Origin of the sequence: Pseudomonas bharatica, assembly GCF_048586865.1 — a bacterium.
Taxonomy (GTDB): domain Bacteria; phylum Pseudomonadota; class Gammaproteobacteria; order Pseudomonadales; family Pseudomonadaceae; genus Aquipseudomonas; species Aquipseudomonas bharatica.
This window is the reverse complement of record NZ_JBMAWR010000012.1, coordinates 122736-146474: the sequence shown is the minus strand read 5'-3', so window position 1 is coordinate 146474 and position 23739 is coordinate 122736. Positions and strand designations below refer to the sequence as shown.

General features: G+C 63.9%; 6 protein-coding genes, 1 tRNA gene and 1 pseudogene. All 8 read left to right on the top strand.

From position 1 onward, the window contains the following. The first annotated feature begins 21 nt into the window (after nucleotides 1–21). The 8 genes and pseudogenes from gacA (at nucleotide 22) to ACKLLE_RS15550 (ending at nucleotide 23739) form a co-directional block, all read left to right on the top strand. Nucleotides 22–663, top strand: a complete 642-nt coding sequence (gene gacA / locus ACKLLE_RS15585; RefSeq protein WP_009394222.1) for a response regulator transcription factor GacA — start codon at nucleotides 22–24, stop codon at nucleotides 661–663. A 2-nt stretch (nucleotides 664–665) separates the two neighbouring features. After that, on the top strand, nucleotides 666–2489 hold the full coding sequence (gene uvrC, locus ACKLLE_RS15580) for an excinuclease ABC subunit UvrC (RefSeq protein WP_420058452.1): 1824 nt from the start codon (nucleotides 666–668) through the stop codon (nucleotides 2487–2489). Between the two features lie 33 nt (nucleotides 2490–2522). After that, nucleotides 2523–3083 (top strand): CDP-diacylglycerol--glycerol-3-phosphate 3-phosphatidyltransferase, encoded by a 561-nt coding sequence (gene pgsA / locus ACKLLE_RS15575; RefSeq protein WP_009394220.1) that lies wholly within the window; start codon nucleotides 2523–2525, stop codon nucleotides 3081–3083. A gap of 65 nt (nucleotides 3084–3148) precedes the next feature. Continuing rightward, a tRNA-Gly gene (locus ACKLLE_RS15570) sits at nucleotides 3149–3224 on the top strand. Between the two features lie 162 nt (nucleotides 3225–3386). Next, a complete protein-coding gene (locus tag ACKLLE_RS15565) occupies nucleotides 3387–3650 on the top strand; it encodes a hypothetical protein (RefSeq protein WP_064302947.1) in 264 nt (87 codons plus the stop codon). After that, a pseudogene (locus ACKLLE_RS15560) lies at nucleotides 3647–4068 on the top strand (hypothetical protein). Before ACKLLE_RS15565 ends, ACKLLE_RS15560 begins: the two are co-directional and overlap by 4 nt. 150 nt (nucleotides 4069–4218) lie before the next feature. Next, complete coding sequence (locus ACKLLE_RS15555) at nucleotides 4219–5913, top strand: ShlB/FhaC/HecB family hemolysin secretion/activation protein (RefSeq protein WP_420058451.1); 1695 nt, start codon at nucleotides 4219–4221, stop codon at nucleotides 5911–5913. Nucleotides 5914–6159: 246 nt separating this feature from the next. Then, the gene (locus ACKLLE_RS15550; RefSeq protein ID WP_420058450.1) at nucleotides 6160–23739 is read left to right on the top strand and encodes a two-partner secretion domain-containing protein; all 17580 of its coding nucleotides are present in this window, start codon (nucleotides 6160–6162) and stop codon (nucleotides 23737–23739) included.

Below are 23739 nucleotides of genomic sequence, written 5' to 3'. Positions count from 1 at the left end.
ACCGTAAGGCGAGGTGTCTGCTTGATTAGGGTTCTGGTGGTCGATGATCACGATCTGGTACGTACCGGTATAACCCGCATGCTGGCCGACATCGACGGTCTGCAGGTGGTGGGCGAAGCCGACTCCGGCGAAGAAGCGCTGAAGAAGACCCGCGAACTGAAGCCGGACGTGGTCCTGATGGACGTGAAAATGCCCGGAATCGGTGGCCTCGAAGCCACCCGCAAGCTGTTGCGCAGTCACCCCGACATCAAGGTGGTAGCGGTCACCGTCTGTGAAGACGATCCGTTCCCCACCCGCCTGCTCCAGGCCGGCGCCGCCGGTTACCTGACCAAGGGCGCGGGGCTGGAGGAGATGGTCCAGGCCATTCGCCTGGTGTTTGCCGGGCAGCGTTACATCAGCCCGCAGATTGCCCAGCAACTGGCACTCAAATCCTTCGAGCCGAAGAACGCATCGCCGTTCGACAGCCTGTCGGAGCGGGAAATCCAGATCGCTTTGATGATCGTCGGTTGCCAGAAGGTGCAGATCATTTCCGACAAACTGTGCTTGTCGCCGAAAACGGTGAACACGTACCGTTACCGCATCTTCGAAAAACTCTCGGTCACCAGCGATGTGGAACTCACCTTGCTGGCGGTCCGCCACGGTATGGTTGATGCCAACCTCTGAACATGACCCCCGCGTTTGATCCAAGTGCTTTTCTGGCGACCTGCAGCGGCCGTCCGGGTGTCTACCGGATGTTCGACGCTGGCGGTCGCCTGCTTTACGTAGGCAAGGCCAAGAATCTCAAGAAACGCCTGGCCAGCTATTTCCGCAAAACCGGCCTGGCACCCAAGACCGCTGCGCTGGTCGGGCATATCGCCAATGTCGAGACCACCATCGTCTCCAGCGAGACCGAGGCGCTGCTGCTCGAACAGACGCTGATCAAGGAATGGCGCCCGCCCTACAACATCCTGCTGCGTGACGATAAATCCTACCCCTATGTTTTCCTGTCCGACGGCGAGTTCCCGCGGCTGGGCATCCACCGTGGTGCCAAGAAGCAGAAGGGCAGGTACTTCGGGCCCTATCCCAGTGCCGGCGCGATCCGCGAGAGCCTGAGCCTGTTGCAGAAGACCTTCCACGTTCGCCAGTGCGAAGACAGCTACTACGCCAACCGCACCCGGCCGTGCCTGCAATACCAGATCAAGCGCTGCAAGGGGCCGTGCGTCGGCCTGGTGGACAGCCAGGAATACGCCGACGATGTACGCCACTCGGTGATGTTCCTCGAAGGCCGCAGCCATCAACTGACCAACGAGCTCAACGCCGACATGGAGAAGGCCGCCATGTCCCTGGAGTTCGAAAAGGCCGCCGAGCTGCGCGACCAGATCGCCCTGCTGCGCCGGGTCCAGGACCAGCAAAGCATGGAGGGCGGCAGCGGCGACGTCGATGTGGTCGCGGCGTTCGTCAACCCGGGCGGCGCCTGCGTGCACCTGATCAGCGTGCGCGGCGGGCGGGTGCTGGGCAGCAAGAACTTCTTTCCCCAGGTGGGCATCGAGGAGGAGGTGGCCGAGGTCATGTCGGCCTTCCTGTCCCAGTACTACCTGGGCAACTCCGAGCGCGAGCTGCCTGCGGAACTGATCGTCAACGTGCTGCACGAAGACTTCGATGCCCTGCGCGACGCCGTGGAGACCCTGCGCGGCCGGGAATTGAGCATCAGCCACCGGGTGCGTGGCACCCGCGCCCGCTGGCAGCAACTGGCGGTGACCAACGCCGAGCAGGCATTGATGGCCCGTCTTGCCAACCGCCAGCATATGGCGGCGCGTTTCGAGGCCCTGGCCGAGGTGCTCGGTCTGCCCGAGGTGCCGCAGCGTCTGGAGTGCTACGACATCAGCCACTCCAGCGGCGAAGCCACGGTGGCCTCCTGCGTGGTGTTCGGCCCGGAAGGCCCGCTGAAATCGGACTACCGCCGCTTCAATATCGAAGGCGTCACCGCCGGCGACGACTATGCCGCCATGCAGCAGGCCCTTACCCGGCGCTATGGGCGGATCAAGGACGGCGAGGGTAAATTGCCGGACGTGCTGCTGGTGGACGGCGGCAAGGGCCAGCTGAACATGGCCCGGGAAGTGATGCAGGCGCTGCTGGTGCCCGACCTGACCCTGCTCGGCGTGGCCAAGGGCGTGACGCGCAAGGCCGGTTTCGAAACGCTTTACCTCAACGATGTACAGCATGAATTCACCTTGCGCGGCGACTCCCCGGCATTGCACCTGATCCAGCAGATCCGCGACGAGGCCCACCGTTTCGCCATCACCGGCCACCGCGCCCGGCGTGGCAAGGCGCGGCGCACGTCGAGCCTGGAAGATGTCGCCGGGGTCGGGCCGAAGCGCCGCCGCGACCTGCTGAAACATTTCGGCGGCCTGCAGGAATTGTCCCGTGCCAGTGCGGAAGAAATCGCCAAGGCGCCGGGAATCAGCAAAAAGCTCGCCGAGTCGATTTATGACAGCCTGCATAGCGAGTAGAATCCTCCGCTCACCTTGTGGCCAGTTGTCCTGATGAATATCCCGAATCTGCTTACAGTTCTTCGTGTCCTGCTCATCCCGATCTTCATTCTGCTGTTCTATCTCCCGTATCACTGGAGCTACGTAGCAGCCAGCAGCGTGTTCGCCATCGCCGCCGCCACCGACTGGCTCGATGGCTACCTGGCCCGACGCCTGCAGCAGAGCACGCCGTTCGGCGCCTTCCTCGACCCGGTGGCGGACAAACTGATGGTTGCCGTGGCGCTGGTGCTGCTGGTGCAGGTCCACGCCAACCTGTGGCTGACCCTGCCGGCGGCGGTGATCATCGGCCGCGAAATCGTGGTCTCGGCGTTGCGCGAATGGATGGCGGAGCTGGGGGCGAGGGCGCATGTCGCGGTTTCCAACCTGGGCAAATGGAAGACTGCGGCGCAGATGCTGGCGCTGGTCATCCTCCTGGCCAACCCACCGGCCTTCACCGCCTGGGTAGTGCTCGGCTATGCCTTGCTGATGATCGCGGCGGGCCTGACCCTGTGGTCCATGCTGCATTACCTTCGTGCCGCCTGGCCGCACCTGCGCGAAGGCTCCGAGAAAAAATAAAGTTTTTTGAATCAAGGGCTTGACGATATATTTCAAGTCTATACAATGCCCACCATCAAGACGACGCGGGAATAGCTCAGTTGGTAGAGCACGACCTTGCCAAGGTCGGGGTCGCGAGTTCGAGTCTCGTTTCCCGCTCCAAATATGGCGCTTCAGAGTGATTTCTTTGGTCATTCTGGAGTGAAAGAAAAAAGGCCCTTCGGGGCCTTTTTTCGTTTATGCCATATACCTTCTTCCCTCTCCAGCACGCCTGTCTGCTCAATGGACACCATGCTAAGATTTGGTCAGGACTGGAGACCTGAAATGACCCGATCTTCTGATATCAGTGTTGCCACTGAAGTACGAAAGCTTGCCAAAAAGCATAACGTTACCGCAGCGCGTGACGGGGTGAGTGGTATGGCAGTGACTATCAGTCGCCTGGCTGGTGACGTTGTCAATCTGGACGTTGTCGAGCAGTTGTTGGTGAACCTTAAAAGGAAAGGCGTGCTAAGCAAGGTTGAGATCATTGCGCTTCAAGGGCGCTATCTCGCTGAAAAGAGGCGCACCAGGAAACCGATCAGCGCATGACTTTTGACCCGTTCGGAGATTTCGAGACGGCAGGTTATCTGCAGAACGCGCTGCAGCTCAAAGATTCTATCGAGGTTAAAGAGTCGGAGCATTTGGCATTCGAAGCCAGTATCGAGGATGCGCTCGCATTTCTGAAGAATGAGCGTTCGATCGGCTACGCCGCAGTTCTCAAGGCGAAATTCGCGATCCGTCGACCGGGCATCTTGACCGCTATCTACAGCCGTTTGTGGTAGAAATTTCCAGCCGGGAAGAGTGGCCGGGGATCATCAGCGGTATCAAAGGGCTGGATGGGCTGGACAAAGAGGGCATTACGTACGAAAGCCTCGATAATCCCGAAATTCAGCAGATCTACAAAACCTATCGTACTACTGCAAAGGCACTGATGACCGGTAAGGCGAAAGCTGAAACCGAGTCGTGATTCGGGCCTCTTTCCCCGCTCCAAGCGTTGCGTCGAATTTGTCCCAGGACGAATGAACCGACTCATGCCCAAGACTTGACGCCATTTTTCCAGCTTACTAATATCGCCCAGCCAATGATGGCATAGTGATACCGGCAAGGATTCTGGCTCATGCATTTCCACCACCTCGCGATGAGGTTGTGCCTTCTGGCCCTGAGCCTGGGCGCCACTCTACCGTCCTTCGCCGCCACCCCGGGCGACCAGGACCTGATCCGCGATCGACAGGACCGCCTGCTCCAGGAGCAGCAACGCCGCCTTGAGGAGCTGCGCGATCTACCAGGCCAGTCCGCCACGCCGCCGGCTGCCCCCGCCGCCCCAGATAGCCGCTGCTTCCCCATCGACACCATCGAGATCAAGGGCGCCGACCAGCTGTCCCAGACCGACCGCGACAGCCTGGTCAAACCCTGGCTGGGCCAGTGCATCGGTGTCGAGCAACTCAATGCCTTGCTCAAGGCCATTACCGATCACTACCTCGCCCGTGGCCTGGTCACCAGCCGGGCCTACCTGCCGCAACAGGACCTGAGCAGCCGCCATCTGGAAATCCAGGTCGTCGAAGGCCGCCTCGAAGGACTGGATGGCAACGGCGTGTCGCCCCGCGAACTGGCGATGACTTTTCCGGGGCGGGTGGGCGAACTGCTCAACCTGCGCGATATCGAGCAGATGGTCGACCAGCTCAATCGCCTGCCGTCCAACCAGGCCAAGATGGAACTGGTGCCCGGCAGCAACGTCGGCGGCAGCACCGTGCAGGTCGGCAATACACCGAAAAAACCCTGGCGCGCCAGCATTTCGCGCAACAACGACGGCCAGCTCGCCACCGGCGAACAGCAGTGGGGCTATGGCCTGGAATGGGACAGCCCGCTGGGCCTGGCGGACCAGCTCATGCTGCGCGGCGGCCATGACGCCGTGAGTGATCACCAGCGTACGTCCCACAGTGAAATGCTCTTCTACAACCTGCCCTGGGGCTGGTGGAACTTCAGCTACTCGTACAGCCAGAGCGCCTACCGCTCCCGGGCCGAGGCCAACAACTTCACCTTCAAGCAGACCGGCGACACGCAAAACCACCAGTTGCGCGCCGAACGGGTGATCCATCGCGACAGCCTGTCGAAAACCTCGCTCAACAGCGGCATCGCCTACCTGCGCTCGAACAACTACATCGAAGACAGCCGCCTGGAGAACAGCAGCAACCGCCTCAGCGAAGCCCAGTTCGGCATCAACCATGGCCGGCGTATCGGCAATGCCTTCGTCAACCTCGACCTCGGCATGCAGCAGGGCATCGGTGCCTTCGACGCCCAGGCCGATCGCCAGGAGCAGCCCGGCGACCCCGATGCCCGCTACCGCAAGTACAGCCTCACCCTCAGCTACCTGCAGCCGTTCAGCCTGTGGGGCGAGAATTTCAGTTTCAGCAGCCTGGCCACCGGACAGCGCAGCGAGGATCCACTGTACAGCCCGCAACGCCTGAGCCTGGGCGGGCTGTCGTCGGTGCGCGGCTATAAGGACCAGTCCTTGACCGGCGACAGCGGCGGCTACTGGCGCAACGACCTGCGCTGGAGTCGCCCGGTCACGCTTGGCTGGCTGCAGCCGGTGCTCGGCGAGTACGGCGCCAGCCTGGGCTACGACCGCGGGGTGATCCGCGGCGATCGCTACAACGGCGACCAGCACGGCCAGGTCTCCAGCCACTCCATCGAATTCTTCGCCCGCGGCCAGCACCTGGCCGCCAGCGTGACCTTTGCCCATTCCCTGGAGCGCCCGGACGTGATCACCGAGCGCGAAACCCCCGTTTACTTCCGCGTGGAGCTGCTCTTGTAAGCATAGGTATCTAACACACCCCAATCAGGTACAACCCAGCCCTCTGTGGGAGCGGCTGTTAGCCGCGATTGGGCGCGAAGCGGCCATAAAACCTGTTCCTTCGGAGTGTCAGGCAGACCTGGGACTCAGGTTTTACGACGGCTTTGCCGCCGATCGCGGCTAACAGCCGCTCCCACAAGGTACCTGGTTGAGAAGTGTGGATAGCCGTGCTTGTGAGCCCCGCCAAGCCCGAACCGAGACCACGACATGGACGTCCGTCAATTCGCTTTCCTGGCCCGTCTGCCTTCGGCGACCGTGCAACCGCGCGAGTCGTTCTGCGGCATTCCGAAGCGGGCGCTGGCGTTCCTGCTGGCCAACGTCATGTTCTGGCAGCCGGTCTGGGCGCAGGCGGATGGCATCGCGGTCAGCGCGGCGGGCACGGGCCTGGCCCAGGCCGGCAACGGCGTGCCCATCGTCAATATCGCCGCGCCCAATGCCAACGGTCTGTCCCATAACCAGTTCAAGGACTACAACGTCGATGCCAAGGGGCTGATCCTCAACAACGCCACGGATCGCACCCAGGCCACCCAGCTCGGCGGGATCATCGTCGGCAACCCGAATTTCAGCGGTCGCGCCGCCGATATCATCCTCAACGAGGTGAATGGCGGCAGCTCCAGCCAGTTGCGCGGCTACACCGAGGTGGCGGGCAAGTCCGCCCATGTCATCGTCGCCAACCCCCACGGCATCACCTGCGACGGCTGTGGCTTCATCAACACCCCGCGCGCTACCCTCAGCACCGGCAAGCCGGTGATCGAGAACGGCCAGTTGAGCCGCTACCAGGTGGACCAGGGCAACGTCGCCATCCAAGGCGCCGGGCTCAACGCGAGCAACGTCGACCAGTTCGAGATCATCACCCGCGCCACCCAGATCAATGCGCAACTCCAGGCCAGGAAGCTGGATATCGTCGCCGGGCGCAACGACGTCGATGCGCGCACCCTGGCCGCGACGGCCCGCGCCGCCGATGGCAGCCAGGCGCCGGAACTGGCGATCGACTCCTCCGCGCTGGGCGGCATGTACGTCGACACCATCCGCCTGGTCGGTACCGAAGCCGGGGTCGGGGTGAAGCTGGCGGGCGACATGATGGCCGGTGGCGATATCCAGATCGATGCCAACGGCAAGCTCGGCATGGGCCGGGTCTACGCCGGCAAGGACCTGGCCGTCAGCGCCAAGGGTGATGTGACCGGCACCAGCCTTGCCGCGCGCGACCGCCTGAGCATCGACAGCAGCGCGCGGTTGATCAACCAGGGCGTGATCGAAGCCGGGGTGAATGCGGACAACAGCCGCAATGCCCAGGGTGACCTGCGTATCAGCGCACAGGGCATCGACAACAGCGGTCGGACGCTGGTGGCCAGCCGTGACCTCTCGATCACTAGCGCAGCGCTGGCCAACCAGGGCGGTACCGTTAGCGCCGGCGGCAATGCCCAGGTCGATGCCAGCCAACTGGACAACCAGAATCGTGGGCGGGTCCTGGCCGGGGGCAATCTCTCCAGCACCAGCCAGGCCCTGCTCAACGGTCAGGGCGGGTTGCTGAGCAGTGGCGCGGCCTTGAACCTGAACAGCGGCAGCCTGATCAACCGCAAGGGCGAGCTGGCCGGGGCAGGGCAGGTCACATTGCGCGTGGCGAGCCTGGATAACGTCGCGGGGCTGCTCAGTGCCGGCCAGGGGCTCGGCCTGTATGTCGCTGCACGGCTGGACAACAGCGGCGGCGGTCAGATCAGCAGCCGCCAGCAGATGATCGCCAGCCTCGGCAGCCTCGACCAGCAAAGCGGTGGTCGCCTGCGCAGCGACGCCGGCCTGAGCCTTGACCTGCACCATGGCCTGCTGGACAACCGCAGCGGCGTGATCAATGCCGCCGGCCAGTTGACCCTGGACAACCTCGCCACGGTCGATAACCGCCAAGGCGAGATCTCCAGCCAGCGAGCCTTCACGCTCGCCGCCAGCGGCCTCGACAACGGCGCGGGCAAGCTGCTCAGCGACCAGACCCTGACCTTGCGCATCGCCGGAGCCCTGAACAACGCCGCCGGGCTGGTCGCGGCCCAAGGGCTGCAGATCGATGCTGCCAGCCTGTTCAACGGCCAGCGGGGCACCCTGTCCAGCCGCGGCACCCTGGCCGCGCGGATCGGCGCTGCGCTGGACAACCATGACGGCAACCTCAGCGCCCAGGGCAATATCCAGCTCGCCGTGGGCAGCCTGGACAACAGCGCCGGGCGCCTGCATGGCCAGTCGGGCATCAGCCTCGACCTCAACCGTGGCCACTGGAACAACCAGGGCGGCCTGTTCACCGCCCCGGGCCAGGTGCAACTGTTCAACCTCGCCAGCGTCGCCAACCAGGCCGGCGAGATCTCCAGCACCCTGGGCTTCCAGTTGCGCGGCGACAGCCTGGACAACCGGGGCGGCACGCTGCGCAGCGACGCCAGCCTCGACCTAGTGCTGGGCGGCGGCCTGGACAACCGCGGCGGCCTGCTGAGCAGCGCCTCGACCCTGAAGGTCAAGGCCGGAGAACTGGACAACCGCAGCGGCGGGCGCCTGCTCGGTCGCGAGCTGGACGCCAGTGTTGGCGGGCTGCTGCAATCGGCCGGCAGCCAGCTGTATGCCAAGGATGTACTGAGCCTGGACCTGAACAACGGCCATCTGGATAACCAGGCCGGCCTGATCAGCACTCCCGGCCAACTGCTGTTGCACAACCTGGCCAGTGTGGACAACCGCGCTGGCGAGATCTCCGGCAGCCGCGCCTTCGAGTTCGCCGCCCGCAGCCTCGACAACCGTGGCGGCAAGTTGCTCGGCGACCAGTTGCTGACCCTGCGCATCGCCCAGGCCCTGGACAATGCCGCTGGCCTGGTCTCGGCCGCACGGCTCGACGGTCGCAGCGCCAGCCTGAACAACGCCGGCGGCAAGCTGAGCGTCGGCAGCGACCTGGTGTTCAGCACCGCCGGCCTGCTCGACAACGGCAACGGCGAGCTGCTGGCCCGCGACCTGGTGCTCAAGGCTGCCGCGCTGAACAACCAGAACGGCATCCTGCGCGCCGAGCGCAGCCTGGATCTGCAAGCCGGGCAGGTGAGCAACGGCGCTGGCGGGCGCATCAGCGCCGGCGAGCAACTGACCGCCAGCGTCACCGGCCTGGACCAGCAGGGTGACGGCCAGTTGCTCAGCCAGGGCCGCCTGACCCTCGACCTGAACAACGGACATCTGAACAACCAGGGCGGGCGGATCAACGCCCCCGGGCAGTTGCTGTTCAACAACCTGGGCACGGTCGATAACCGTAATGCCGAGATCTCCAGCAACCTGGCCTTCCTGCTGGCGGCGGGCGCACTCGACAACACCAGCGGCAAGTTGCTCAGCGAGCAGGGCCTGACCCTGCGTATCGCCCGCCTGCTGGATAACGCCAAGGGCCTGGTCTCCGCGCCCGTGCTGGATATCCAGGCGGGGCGGCTGCTCAACCAGGGTGGTAGCCTGAGTGCCGGCAGCGAACTGGCCCTTGCGGTCGATGAGGCGCTGGATAACCGCGACGGCAAGCTGCTCGCCGACAACGCCGTGATCCGCCTCGGCAGCCTGGACAACCGCCAGGGCCTGCTGCAGGCCGATACCCGCATGGCGCTGGTCAGCCGCGCAGCCCTGGACAATCGCCAGGGCACCCTGTTCGCCGGGCAGCACCTGAGTGCAGGCGCCGCCAGCCTGGACAATACCGCTGGGCGGCTGAGCAGCCTTGGCAGCGTCACCCTCGACCTGAACAACGGCAGCCTGAACAACCAGGACGGCCTGATCAACGCCCCGGGCCAGTTGCTCCTGCGCAACCTCGGCGAAGTCGGCAACCAGCGCGGCGAGATCTCCAGCAAGCTGGCCTTCGAGCTGGCTGCGACCGGCCTCGACAACACCAACGGCAAGCTGCTCAGCGAGCAGGAGCTGACCCTGCGCATCGCCCGCGCGCTGCTCAACGGCCAGGGCCGGATCGGCGCGGCAGGCGTGGACCTGCGCGCCGCCAGCCTGGACAACCGCGAAGGCCTGGTCGAGGCCCGCAACGGCCTGGCCCTGGCTGTCGCCGGCGTGCTGGGCAACCAGCAGGGCAAGCTGCTCGGTGCGCAGACCTCGGTCACCAGCCAGGCGCTGGACAACAGCAACGGCTTGATCCAGGGTGATAGCAGCCTGGTGTTGCAGCAGACGGCCGAATTGCTCAACGCTGACGGCCAACTGCTCGCCGGCCAGCATCTGAACCTCACCGCCGGCAGCCTGGACAACACCCAGGGCAGCCTGACCAGCGATGGCCGGCTCGACGTGCAGGTAAGCGGACAGGCGATCAACCAGCACGGTCTGCTGGCGGCCAAGGGCGACGCCAATCTGATCCTCGGCAGCCTCGACAATCGCGAAGCCGGACGCATCGCCAGCCAAGCCAACCTGTCGCTGCGCAGCGGCAACCTGGATAACCGTGGCGGCGTCCTGGCTGCAGAACAGGGTCTCAACCTGCGGGCCGGGCAGGTGAGCAATGGCGACGGCGGGCGCATCAGCAGCAGCGGTCAACTGACGGCCAGCGCCAGCGGTCTTGACCAGCAGAACGACGGCCAGTTGTTCAGCCAGGGCGGCGTCAGCCTTGACCTCAAAGGTGGCCTGCTGGACAACCGTGGCGGGCGGATCAACGCCCCCGGCCAGTTGCTGTTGAACAACCTCGGCAGCGTCGACAACCGGGGCGGCGAGATTTCCAGCCAACTGGCCTTCCTGCTGGCCGCCGCTGCGCTGGACAACGGCAGCGGCAAGCTGCTCAGCGAGCAAGGCCTGACCCTGCGCATCGCCCGCCTGCTGGACAACACCCGGGGCCTGGTCTCGGCGCCCCGTCTGGATATCCGCGCCGGCAGCCTGGTCAACCCGTCCGGCAGCCTGAGCAGTTCCGGCGCGATCGACCTGTTGGTAGACGGCGCCCTGGACAACCAGGGCGGCAAGCTGCTGGCCGACAGTGCGGCGATCCGCGTCGGTTCGCTGGACAACCGCCTGGGCCTGGTGCAAAGCGATACCCGCCTGGCTATCACCAGCGTGGGCGGCGTGGACAACCGCCAGGGCACCCTGTTCGCCCGGCAGGGCGTCGAGCTCGGTGCCACCAGCCTGAACAACGCTGGTGGCCGCCTCTATGGCCTGGCCGATATCACCCTCGATCTGAACGGCGGCCCTCTGCACAACCAGGGCGGCCTGATCAACGCACCGGGCCAGTTGCTTCTGAAAAACCTCGGCAGCGTGGCCAACCTCGATGGCGAGATCTCCAGTGCCAGGGCCTTCGAGCTGGCCGCGAACCGTTTCGACAACGGCGGCAAGCTGCTCAGCGAACAGTCCCTGACCCTGCGCATTGCCCAGGCACTGGACAACACCAAGGGCCTGATCAAGGCCGCTGCCCTGGATGTCCGTGCCGGCAGCCTGGTCAACCGGCAGGGCACCGTTGAAGCCGGCAACGGCCTGACCTTGCTGGTGGACAGCAGCCTGGACAACCAGCAAGGCGAAATTCTCGGCACCAGCACAGGGGTGATCAGCGCCACGCTGAACAATGGCGCCGGCCTGATCCAGGGCGACAAGCGCCTGACCCTCGACCTGTCCGGCGCCGGCAGCAATGCCGGCGGCCGTCTGCTGGCCGGCGAAGCCCTGGGCCTGACCGCCGCCAGCTTCGATAACAGCCTCGGCCGGGTTGCCAGCGATGGCACCCTGGAGATTGCCGTTGGCGGGCAATTGCTCAACCGCGACGGCCTGCTGGGTTCGGTCGGCACCTTGCAACTGAGCGCTGCCAGCCTCGACAACCAGCTCGACGGCCTAGTCTCCAGCCGCAGCAACCTGACCCTCGACGCGACCCGCATCGACAACCGCGGCGGCAGCCTGATCGCCAGCGGGCAACTGCGGGTACGTGGCAGCGAACTGGACAACCGCCAGGCCGGCCTGCTCAATTCCGGCGGCGCCATGGCCCTGTACGTGACCGGCGTGGACAACCGTGCCGGGGAAATCTCCAGCGTCTCCGGCCTTACTGTCAACGGCAGCCGCCTGGACAACAGCGGCGGCGGTCGCCTTGTCGCCAACGCTGCCCTGCAACTGACCCTGGCGCGCCTCGACAACCAGAACCAGGGCATGGTCTCCGGGCAGCAGTCCGTCTCGATCACTGCCGGCCAGGTCAACAACGGCGCCCAGGGTAGCCTGTACGGCAAGACCGGCCTGTCGTTGCTGCTGCGTGGCGGCAATGGACTTGCCGGGCAACTGGACAACACCCAGGGTGTGCTGCGCAGCGATGCCGGCCTCGGCCTTGACCTGATCAGCCTGGTCAACGACGGCGGCCGTATCAGCAGTGCTTCGACCCTGCTGGTGACGGCAGGGCAGGGCATCAGCAACCAGGGCGGTCGCCTGACCAGCAGCGATCGCCTCGACCTGAGCGCCGCGCAGGTGGACAACCGCGGCGGCCGCATCGCCAGCGCCAGGGCCCTGACCGCCAGTATCAGCGGCCTGGACCAGCGCAACGGCGGCGAGCTGTACAGCAACAGCGCCCTGACCCTCGACCTCAACCACGGCGTACTGAACAACAGCGGTGGCCTGATCAACGCACCGGGGCAGTTGCTGCTGCGCAATCTTGCCGCCGTGCACAACCGTGGCGGCGAGATCTCCAGCGAACAGAGCTTCGAGCTGAATGCCGAAAGCCTCGACAACAGCGGCGGCGACCTGCTCAGCGACGCGGCGATCAGCCTGCTCGTGAAGCAGGCGCTGCTCAATATCGGCGGGCAGATCGCCGCCGACGGTCTCACCGCCGAAGCGGGCAGCCTGAACAACAGCAATGGCCTGTTCAGCAGTTCCGCCAACCTTGAGCTGAAGGTCGCCGGGGCCCTGCTCAACGAGGAGGGCGAAGTGTCCGGCGCCGGCAGCAGCCGGGTTCGTGCGGCGAGCCTGGGCAACGGCAATGGCCAGGTGATGAGCGACATCGCCCTGGACCTGGGCGTGACCGGAGCGCTGTTCAACCAGGGCGGCACCCTCGGTGCCGGTCGCCAGTTGCAGGTCGCCGCCGGCAGCCTCGACAACCGCCAGGCCGGCAGCCTGGTCAGCGATGGCAGCTTCGGCCTGAACATCAGCGGCCTGCTCGACAACCAGGGTGGCAGCCTGCTGGCCAAGGGCGTGATGGACCTGCTGGTGGGCAACCTCGACAACCGCGGCGGTCGCCTCTCCGGGCAGAACACCCTGACCCTGCGCGGTACCGGCCTGGACAACCGCGACGGGGTGATCCGCGCCAACCAGGACATGCTCCTGCGCCTGGCCCTGCTGGATAACCGCGACGGCCTGATCAACGGCGTGCGCGCCCTCGACCTGGGCGCCACCGAGCTGCGCAACCAGGGTGGCCTGGTCAGCGCCAGCGGCCTGGTTCGCCTCGACGCCGCCAGCGCCAACAACGCCAAGGGCCGTATCGCTAGCCAGAGCGACCTGATCGCCACCGTCGGCGTGCTCGAACAGCAGGGCGGCGAGCTGGTGGCCCAGGGCGAGCTGAGCCTGGACGGCGAGCGCCTGGACAACAGCGCCGGCGGTCTGGTGGGCAGCACAAAAGCGCTGAAACTCCAGGTCGCCAGCACCGACAACCGTGGCGGTGCGATCTCCAGCCAGGCGGACGTCACCCTCGGCGGCACGCAACTGGACAACAGCGGCGGCAAGCTGCTGGCCGGCACCCGCCTTGAAGTCACTGTCACCCGGTTGATCAACCAGGCCAAGGGCCTGTTGTTCGCCCAGGACATCAGCCTGGGCGCTGGCCATCTGGACAACGCCAAGGGCACCGTCGCCGCGCAGCGTTCCCTGGACGTGACCTTGCAGGGCGACCTCGACAACACCGAGGGCAGCCTCAGCAGCGAGGGCAGCCTGAGCCTGGCTGGCAACCGCCTGGACAACCGCTCCGGGAGCATTTCCAGTGCCGGCGTGCTGACCCTCAAGGGCAGCGCCGGCCTGCTCAACCAGGGTGGCGTGGTCGAAAGTGCCCAGACCCTGAACCTCACCAGCGCCAGCCTGGACAACGGCAATCAGGGCCTGATCAAAAGCCAGGGCAACGCGACCCTGGTCACCGGCCGCTTCGACAACAGCCTGGGCGGTCGCCTGATCGGCAGCGCCGCCCTCGACCTGAGCGCCGGCCAGGTCAGCAACGGTGGCCGCATCGCCAGCACTGGCGTGCTCAGCGCCAGCCTCGGTGGCCTGGTCCAGCAGCAGGGCGAATTTTTCAGCAATACCCGCCTGAGCCTCGACCTCAACCACGGCGACCTCGACAACCAAGGCCTGATCAACGCGCCGAACCTGGTCCTCGCCAACCTCGGCGCAGTCAGCAACCCGGGCGAGATTTCCAGCCAGAACGCCTTCAGCCTGGCTGCGCGCAGCCTCGACAACAGCCAGGGCAAGCTGGTCAGCAACCAGGGCCTGACCCTGCGCATCGAGCAACTGCTGGGCAACGTCGGTGGCCGTATCAGCGCCGCCAGCCTCGACCTCGCCAGCCTGCGCCTGGACAACCGCGATGGCCTGCTCAGCAGCCGTGGCGCCCTGACCCTGGTCAACGGCGACTGGCTGCGCAACCAGGGCGGCACCCTGGTAGCCGATGGTCGGCTGGGCATCACCAGCGCCAGCCTCGACAACCGCCAGGGCGAGATCGCCGGCAAGGCTTTGCTGGAACTGAACGCGGGTGCCATCGACAACCAGGGCGGCCAACTGATCGGCACCGAGCGGGTGACCGTCAACGCCGCCAGCCTGGACAACCGTGGCGGCCTGCTGGGCGCCACAAAAGCGCTGAAACTCGAGATCGGCAGCGTCGATAACCGTGGCGGCGAACTCACCAGCAACAGCGACCTGACCCTGACCGGCCAGCGCCTGGACAACAGCGATGCCGGCGTGATCTTCGCCGCCGGCAACCTGACCCTCGCCGTGCAGCAGGTGCTCAACCGCGCCCGTGGCCAGCTCAACGGGCAGGGCGTCAACCTCGGCGGTGCCAGCCTGGACAACAGCGGCGGTGCCATCTTCGCGCAACTGCCACTGGTACTCGCCTTCACCGGCGACCTCAACAACCGCCAGGGCACCCTGAGCAGTGAATCGACCCTGAGCCTCAGTGCCGCCAGTGTCGACAACAGCGCCGGCAGCCTCGGCAGCGCCGGCGACCTGACCCTGACGGCCAGCAACGGCGTGAACAACACCGACGGCGAACTGGTCACCGACGGTGCTCTGGCACTGCGCAGCGCCAGCCTGGACAACAGCCGTGGCAGCCTCAGCGCCAAGGGCGCGGTCAGCGTCACCACCGGGGTTCTAAGCAACAGCGGCGGGCGCCTCAACAGCGCCGAAACCCTCGACCTCACTGCCAGCCAGTTGAACAACGGCGGCAACATCGGCAGCCTCAAGGCCCTGACCGCCAACCTTGGCGGGCTCGACCAGCAGGGCGGCAAGCTGTCGAGCAACACCCGCCTCAGCCTCGACCTCAACGGCGGGCGCCTGGACAACCAGGGCGGCCTGATCAACAGCGCCGGCCCGCTGCTGCTGAGCAACCTGGCCGACGTCGGCAACCGCAACGGCGAAATCTCCAGCGCCCAGGCCTTCACCCTCGCGGCCCGCAGCCTGGACAACAGCAACGGTCGGCTGCTCAGCAACCAGGCCCTGAACCTGCTCATCGCCCAGGCCCTGACCAACGCCAAGGGCCTGGCCGGTGCTGCCAGCCTGGTTGTCAGCGCCGCGTCCGTGGACAACCGCGAAGGCATCCTCAACAGCCGTGGTGACCTGCAACTGACCAGCAACGGCCTGCTCGACAACCGCCAGCAAGGCCTGGTCAGCGCCGCCGGCATCCTCACCCTGAACAGCGGCGACCTCTACAACCAGGCCGGCAGCCTGCTCGGCGCCAGCGCCGCAAGCCTCACCGTGCGCGCCCTCAATAACAGCGCCGCCGGCCTGATCAACAGCCAGGGCGGGCTCCAGCTCCGCGCCAGCAGCCTCGACAGCAGCGGCGGCGAAGTCTCCGCACGCAGCAACCTCACCCTGGACCTCGGCGCGTTGCTGTTGACCGGTGGCCGCATCGTCGGCGACCAGGCCGTCACCCTCGACCTCAACGGCAATGACCTCAGCAACACCGGCGGCCTGATCCTGGCCAAGGGCGCGCTGACCTTCGACCGGGTCGGCGCCTTCGGCAACGCCGGGGGCGAGCTGTCCACCCAGCAGAGCCTGACCCTCAACGCCAATAGCCTGGACAACCGCAACGGCAAGCTGATAGGCGTCGATCGCCTGATCCTCAACGTCGGCAGCGTCAACAACCAGCACGGCCTGCTGTCCGGCTGGCAGGGGCTGAGCCTGCATGGCGGCAGCCTCGACAACCGCAATGTCGGCACCTTGTCCAGCCGCGATGGTGCGCTGGATGTGCAACTCAGCGGGGCCTTGCTCAACGGCGCGGACGGCGCGCTGGTCAGTCAGGGACGCACGGATATCGGCGCGGCCAGCCTGGATAACACCGGTGGCGTGCTGTCCAGCGGCGGGCAATTGCAGCTGGCGGTCGACAGCCTGGGCAACCAGGGCGGCAGCATCGATGCGCAGCAGGCGATGACCGTCACCGGCACCCATCTCGACAACAGCAATGGCCGTATCGCCGGCAACGGCAGCCTGGTCTTCGACCTGCGCGGCAACCTGATCAACACCAACGGCGAAATCGTCAGCGCCGGCAACCTGCTGCTGAAACAGGCGCAGCAGCTGCTCAACCACGGCGGCAAGATCGTCAGCCGCGCCGGCCTCGAACTCAACGCCGGCATCCTCGACAACAGCCAGGGTGGTGCCGTGGCGGCTCGCAACCAGGTGAAGCTGGTCGCCGGCTCGACCCTGCGCAACGACGCTGCAGGCCAGATCTTCAGCGAAAGCGCCGACGTGCTCCTGCAGGCCGCCGCGCTGATCAACCAGCAGGGCCAGGTGCAAGGCCGCAGCGGGCTGCTGCTGGATGTCGCCGGCGCGCTGAACAACCGCGGCGGCACCTTGCTCACCCAAGGCGGCAACCTCGTGGTGCAGCGCGCCGCCAGCCTGGACAACCAGGCCGGGGTGCTCGCCAGCGTCGGCGGGACGGTCGATCTCTCGCTCACCGGCCTGCTCGACAACCGTCAGGGCGGGGTAGTGCAGGGTCAGCAAGTGCAGGTACAGGCGGGCACGCTCGACAACAGCGCCGGGCGCATGGCCGCACAAACGGGCGACCTGCGCATCCGCGGCGGCAACCTGATCAACGCCGGCGGCGGCTTGTATGCCAAGGGACTGGTGCGGGTAGACGGCCTGGAGCTGGACAACAACGGCGGGCAACTGGCCGGCAATCGTGTCGAACTGGCGCTGGCTGATGCTCTGAGCAACCGCTCCGGAATCATCGAAAGCGACACCCACCTGCTGCTCTCCGCGAGCACCGTGGACAACCAGGGCGGCGTGCTGCGAGCGCTGGGCGGCGCGGGCAAGAGCGACTTCCAGGTACGCGGCGGCTTCGACAACCGCAACGGCAAGCTGGAAGCAGGCAGTACCGACCTGACACTGAATGCGGTGGGGCTGAACAACCTCGGCGGCTCGGTGCTGCATGGCGGCAACGGCACCTTCGATATCTCCACCGCCAATGTCAGCAATGCCGGCGGCAACCTGGTCACCCGCGGCGGGCTGACGTTGACGGCGGATAGCTGGACGAATGGCAGTGTGATTCAGGCGGGGCGGTTGACGCTGAACGTCGGGGAACTGACCCAGCTTGCCGGCGGGCAACTGCTCGCCTCGGAAAGCTTCAATGGCAGCGGTGGCAACTGGACCACGAACGGGCTGATTGCCAGTGACGGGCGTCTGGACCTGAATCTGGCAGGCACTTTGAACGCGGGTGCGCGGATTACCAGCCTGGGGGAGATGAACCTTGGGGTGGGGCAGTTGCTGGTTGGCAGTGCGGCTAGCATTACCGGTGGCGGAAATACCGGCATCAGGGTTGGCGGGCTGCTGAATAACGCGGGACGGGTGGCTGCGGTTTCCAACCTGACGTTGTCTGCCGGGAGTATTGCCAACTATGGGTCGCTGGGCGGAAGCCAGGGGTTGACCGCGACTACGGCGAACCTGCTGAACCAGGGCGGGTTCGTGTTCAGCGGTGGGGATATGGGGTTGTATGCGAATAGTCTTTCCAACGCGGAAGGGGATATCTACGCACTGGGGGCGATTCGGGTTGCGAGGGATGTGCAGGGGAATCGGTCGGCGTTATTGGAGAATGTTTCTGGGACTATTGAGAGTGGTGGGGATCTTTCTGTTATATCGGCGGTTGTTTCAAATAAGCGTACTGAGTTTGAGCTTCAGTCTAACTTAACGACAGCGTACGTCGGAGTTAAATGCGTTTCTTGCTACAGTCTAGATGAGACCTGGGGTGGGATTGCGCCTGAGCTCTCCCACTGGGTATGGGCGCAGAAATATAGCGGTATTTCTATTGAGGGAGATGCTCCCAAGCAAGCTAGTCTTATTTCTGGGGGGCGTCTCGCCATCCAAGGTGAGGATGTTTCAAACTCCAACTCATTGATGTCGGCTGTAGGCGAGATTTCTATAAAAAGCAATAGTTTTTCCAATGTGGGAAGCTCGCTTGGTAGTTATACCGTTCTCAAGTACATTGATATCAGTTCTCCTGGTTGGGATGTGCTGGCAGATATTCTGAAGTATAACTCAGAAAATGATGCTGGCTACAATGGGGGCGTTCACTTCTGGAATGCTGTAGGAACGGAAATAGTTACACCTACAAGGGTCGAAGCGATTACCGCAGGTCAGGACTGGCAGTGGGAAGAGTATCAAGTTATCGGGAGCATGTGGATTCACCGAGATAAGTGGGCTCCAAAGTACGGCCTATCCATCCCCGCAGCCAATTATAAAGGGGCTAGCGCGGTTGAAGCACCTCTGGCGGTAAAAAACGCTAGATTAATATCAGAGAAAATCGTTACTGATGTCGGCTCTAGCTTTCTGTCTTCGATTGTTCAAGCAGGTGGCGAAATTTCCATTACTGCGAACAATAAAATTATTAATGGTGTAGAGCGGTCGTATACAACCGGCGTAACGGGTGACTCCCGATCGTTTGATGCTGGGGTGACTGGAGCTGGTATTTCCAGTGTGATTTTGTTGAACAAGCAACTCTCTTCTAACTTGGCTCAACAACAGATAAACCCCCTGGGTCTCCCTGGCTTCACCCTTCCCACCAACCAGAACGGCCTGTTCCGCCTGAGCGGCCAGTCCGCCAGCACCGGGCAGATTAGCCAGATCGACAACACCCCGCGCAACTGGACCCTCGGCGGCGCCAGCATCGACCTGGCCCAACGCGAACAATCCGCCCCCGGCACCACCGGCCGCACCTTGCAACTGGACGCCATCACCCAGTTGTCTGCCAGCACCCGGCAAAACACGGTCTCGGCCCGCGAGGCAAGCACCGTCAGCGCCGATGCAACCGCTATCAGTGTGTCTACCGTGGGGGCCGTCAATAACGGCACCTGGCAGTCCACCCGCAGCGATGGCAGCGGCATCACGCGCATCGACGATATCGACGGTCAAGGATCTGCCGGCGACTCCAGCGGCGCGCTCAGTGCAGCGGGCCAGAGTGTCGATGTCTCCGGTATCACCGGTAGCCGCGATACCCAGGTCGGGGTCACCACCCCAAACGGCAATTCCACCCCGAACGTACCCGGCCTGTCCAATGGCAGCCGTGATACCACGGTGGTCGGCGGCCAGCAGGGGCCGGACCTGAACATTCCCGGCCTGGCCCCAGGAAGTCGCGACACTGCGATCGGCGTCACCGCTGCCGTCCCTGGCCTGTCCACGGACGGGCGGGACACCACTGTCGCGGGCCAGCCCGGCGGCGCGCCTGCACCCGGCAACCAGGCCGGGATCGGAATGGGGCAGTCATCACTCCCGGCCACCTTCGACCCGACTTCGGGCCAGCCAGTCGTGCCAGCGTCCGAGCGTCCGGGGACGCCGCAGATCGACCCCCGTAGTACCGCAGTCACCGCCCCGGTCACCACTCAGCCGACCCCGGCCGGCAGCCAGACCATCGACCGCGTCCAGGGCCTGCCCGACCGCAGCGCCGCTGCGCAACCCCACAAATACCTGATCGAAACCAATCCGCTGCTCACCGAACTCAAGCAGTTCATGAGCTCCGACTACCTGCTCGCCGGCCTCGGCTACAACCCGGACGACAGCGCCAAACGCCTGGGCGACGGTTTCTACGAGCAGCGCCTGATCCAGCAGGCCATCGTCGCCGGCACCGGCCAGCGCTTCATCGCCGGGCTGACCACTGACGAAGCGATGTTCAAGTACCTGATGGACAACGCCATTGCCAGCAAGCAGCAACTCAACCTGGCGATTGGCGTCAGCCTCACCGCCGAGCAGATCGCTGCGCTGACCCACGACATCGTCTGGCTCGAAGAAGTCGTGGTGAATGGCGAGAGGGTCCTGGTGCCGGTGCTCTACATGGCCAACGCCAATGGTCGGCTGGCGCCAAATGGCGCGTTGATCGCCGGTAATGACGTCACCCTGATCGCAGGGCAGGATCTGCTCAACGCTGGCACGCTGCGCGCCACCAACAACCTCTCGGCCATGGCGGGCAACGACCTGATCAACAGCGGCCTGATCCAGGCCGGCAACCGGGTCGACCTGCTGGCGGGCAACGACATCGTCAACAAGGCCGGCGGCATCATCTCCGGACGCGATATCAACCTGACCACGGTGCTGGGGGATGTGATCAACGAGCGCACGGTGACCAGCCACGTCACCAACAGCGCTCGCCTGTATGAGCGAACCGATTACGTTGACAGCGCCGCGCGCATCGAGGCGGCCAATAACTTGAGCATCGGTGCCGGCCGGGACTTCCTCAGCCAGGGAGGTGTGCTGCAGAGTGGGCAGGATATTTCGATCAAGGCTGGCCGCGACGTGCTGCTTGGCTCTGCCGAAGCGATCAACAGCGCCGCCTATGGGCGCACCACCACTCAATCGGTCACGCAGAACGGCTCGTCCGTTACCGCCGGGCGCGATGTCAGTGTGGTTGCTGGTCGTGATCTGGCTGCGGTGGCCAGCCAGATCGATGCGCAGCGCGATATCGATGTCTCAGCCGTGGGCGACGTCATGCTCATGTCGGCGGCGGATGAAGACCACTACGCGTACATGTCGAAAAAGCTGAAGGTCAAGGAAGATCACGTCAGCCAGGTCTCCACTTCCCTGAGCGCGGGCGGGGATGTCGCCATCACTGCCGGTCAGGACCTGGCGTTAAGCGCCAGCCGGGTCAGCGCCGGCGATGAGGCTTACCTGGTAGCAGGTGGAAAACTGGCCCTGTTGGCAGCGGAGGACAGCGACTATTCGCTCTACGAGAAAAAGAAGAAGGGCAGCTTCGGCAGCAAATCCAGCAAGCGCGACGAAATCACCCAAGTCACCACTATCGGCAGCGAAATCACTACCGGCGGCGACCTGATGCTGGAAAGTGGCAGCGACCAGCACTACCAGGCGGCGAAGCTCAACAGCGGTGGTGATCTGACCCTCGACAGTGGCGGGGATATCACCTTCGAAGCGGCCAAGGACCTGCACCAGGAAAGCCACGAGAAGAGCAAGTCCAACGCTGGCTGGTTCAGCATGAAGGGCAAGGGCAGCACCGACGAAACCCTGCGCCAGACGGAAATGGTGGTCCAGGGCGACCTGGTGATCAAGGCGGTCGGCAACATCAAGGCCGATGTGCTGCAGGTCAACCAGCAAACGGTGCACGAGTCCATCGAAGCGATGGTCAAGGCCGATCCGAAGCTGGCGTGGCTCAAGGAACTGGAAGCGCAGGGCGGAGTGGATTGGCGGCAGGTGCAGGAGATTCATACCAGCTTCAAGTATTCGAACTCGGGGTTGGGGCCGGCGGCACAGATCATTATTGCGATCCTGATGTCCGTGATCGTTGGCCCGGCGGCAGCCGGAATGGTGACCGCCGGAGGTGCCACTGCCGCCGCAGTGGGAGCGGTAGCGGCCAGTGCGGCAACTACCGCCACGGTCAGCGCTGTCAACAATCGGGGCAATCTTGGGGCGGTGTTCAAGGACGTAACTTCCTCTGACGCCATCAAGGGATATGCCGTCGCCGGCATCACGGCAGGTATTACCAAGGGCCTGATTGATCCGAAGTTTGGTGGGACCAATCCCGCTTTTGAAAATACTGCCGGGTTCGATATAGGAACCATGGAAGGCTTCACCGGTTACAGCATTCGTGCCGGTGTGATCGGTGTCACAAACGGCGCCATCAATACCGCCATCAATGGCGGCAGTCTTGGTGGCAACCTTGTGTCCGGCTTGGCGACCCAGGCCAGTAATGTCGCCATGGCTACTGGGTTCAATGCGGTGGGTACGTGGGCCGAAGGGAAATACGCTGATGGCAGCTTGCAGAAGATCGTTGCTCACGCCTTGGTGGGTGGTTTGCTCAGCGAGGCCACTGGCGGAGACTTCAAGACCGGCGCGTTAGCGGCGGGCGCCACAGAGGCAATGGTTGAAGCACTGTCCAATGAATTGACGATGAACAAGGACATGGAGTCCATTGCATCCCAGATCATTGGAGTTGCCGCAGCGGCCATTACTGGTGGCGACATGAGCAAGGCTGCGGAACTGGCAAGGAGTTCCAACGCCTACAACCGGCAACTGCATGATTTCGAGAAAAAGCAGATCGTCAAGGAGGCCGCCAAGCTGACGGCTCAAGGGCAATCCAAGTCTGGAATGCTCTGGGAAGACTTGCTGATGATCGCCTCTGGAACGGAGCTGGACGCAGAGGGTGCCATGAGGCTTCAGGGCATTCTCAATATCTATGGGGCAGATAATCCGAGCGGTGACTGGTTCAAGGAGGACATGGCGCGGGCATTTGCGGTTGTTGACCAGCTAGCCAGCCAGGGGTTGATGCTGACCTGGAATGACGGCTCTGCCGTCATCGCCGATGGAGAGCCCGTGTACGCGTTCCGCGCTACGGAAAAGCAGTGGGCTGACGTCAATCTGTTCAATACGGATTTGAGCCGGGCACAAGCGACCAATTATCACCTCTCGTATACCGAGCTGGTGCCCAAGGAGTGGAAAGCACAGTTCGGCTCTGCTCAGGCAGGACAGTATCTGAGAGAGATTGCCCAGGCGGCGGGGAGCAGTCCGGATGATCTGAATGTCGCATTTGAGCGGATGGCTACGGTTGCCAACGGCGGCGTGCTTCCGGTGACTTGGGATGTGGACGTTGCATTGAGTTTGGCAGGTGGGGGGCTTGGACTGGAGGCAACCAGGAATCTTGCGAAATGGATTTCCGGAAAGCTTACTGCAGGCGGTACCAAAGCGAACGGGGCGATTGCAGAGGGAGGGCGCTTAGTCTACCTATCCAATTCCACCGCACCTATGATTAGGGATAGACTTTCATCGGCAATTAGTGAAATTCGAATAGGGTTGCCTCGTGAAGGAAACGTCGCATTTGCTGAGGTGGATGTTGCTGCGCTGTCACCAGAAACTATGGTGATGAAGGCATATAGTCGGTTTAACGATAGGGTCGAGGAATTTTTACCGAAGCCCAGTGGCGATTTGAACTCATGGGTGTTGAAACCTCAAGTTTCCACGTCGAAATATGTAGGGACACCTGAGGGATATCTGCGAGACATGGATACGGAGTTTAAGATTCTGGAAACTTTAGCTCAGCGTCTAGGTCCTAGCTCCCAGGTCTCGGGGCGAATAAATTTGATTTCAGAGAAAGTGGTTTGTCCAAGTTGTAGTGGTATCGTCTCTCAGTTTCGTGAGCGGTATCCTAATATTCAGTTGAATGTATTTACTGTGGAGAAATAA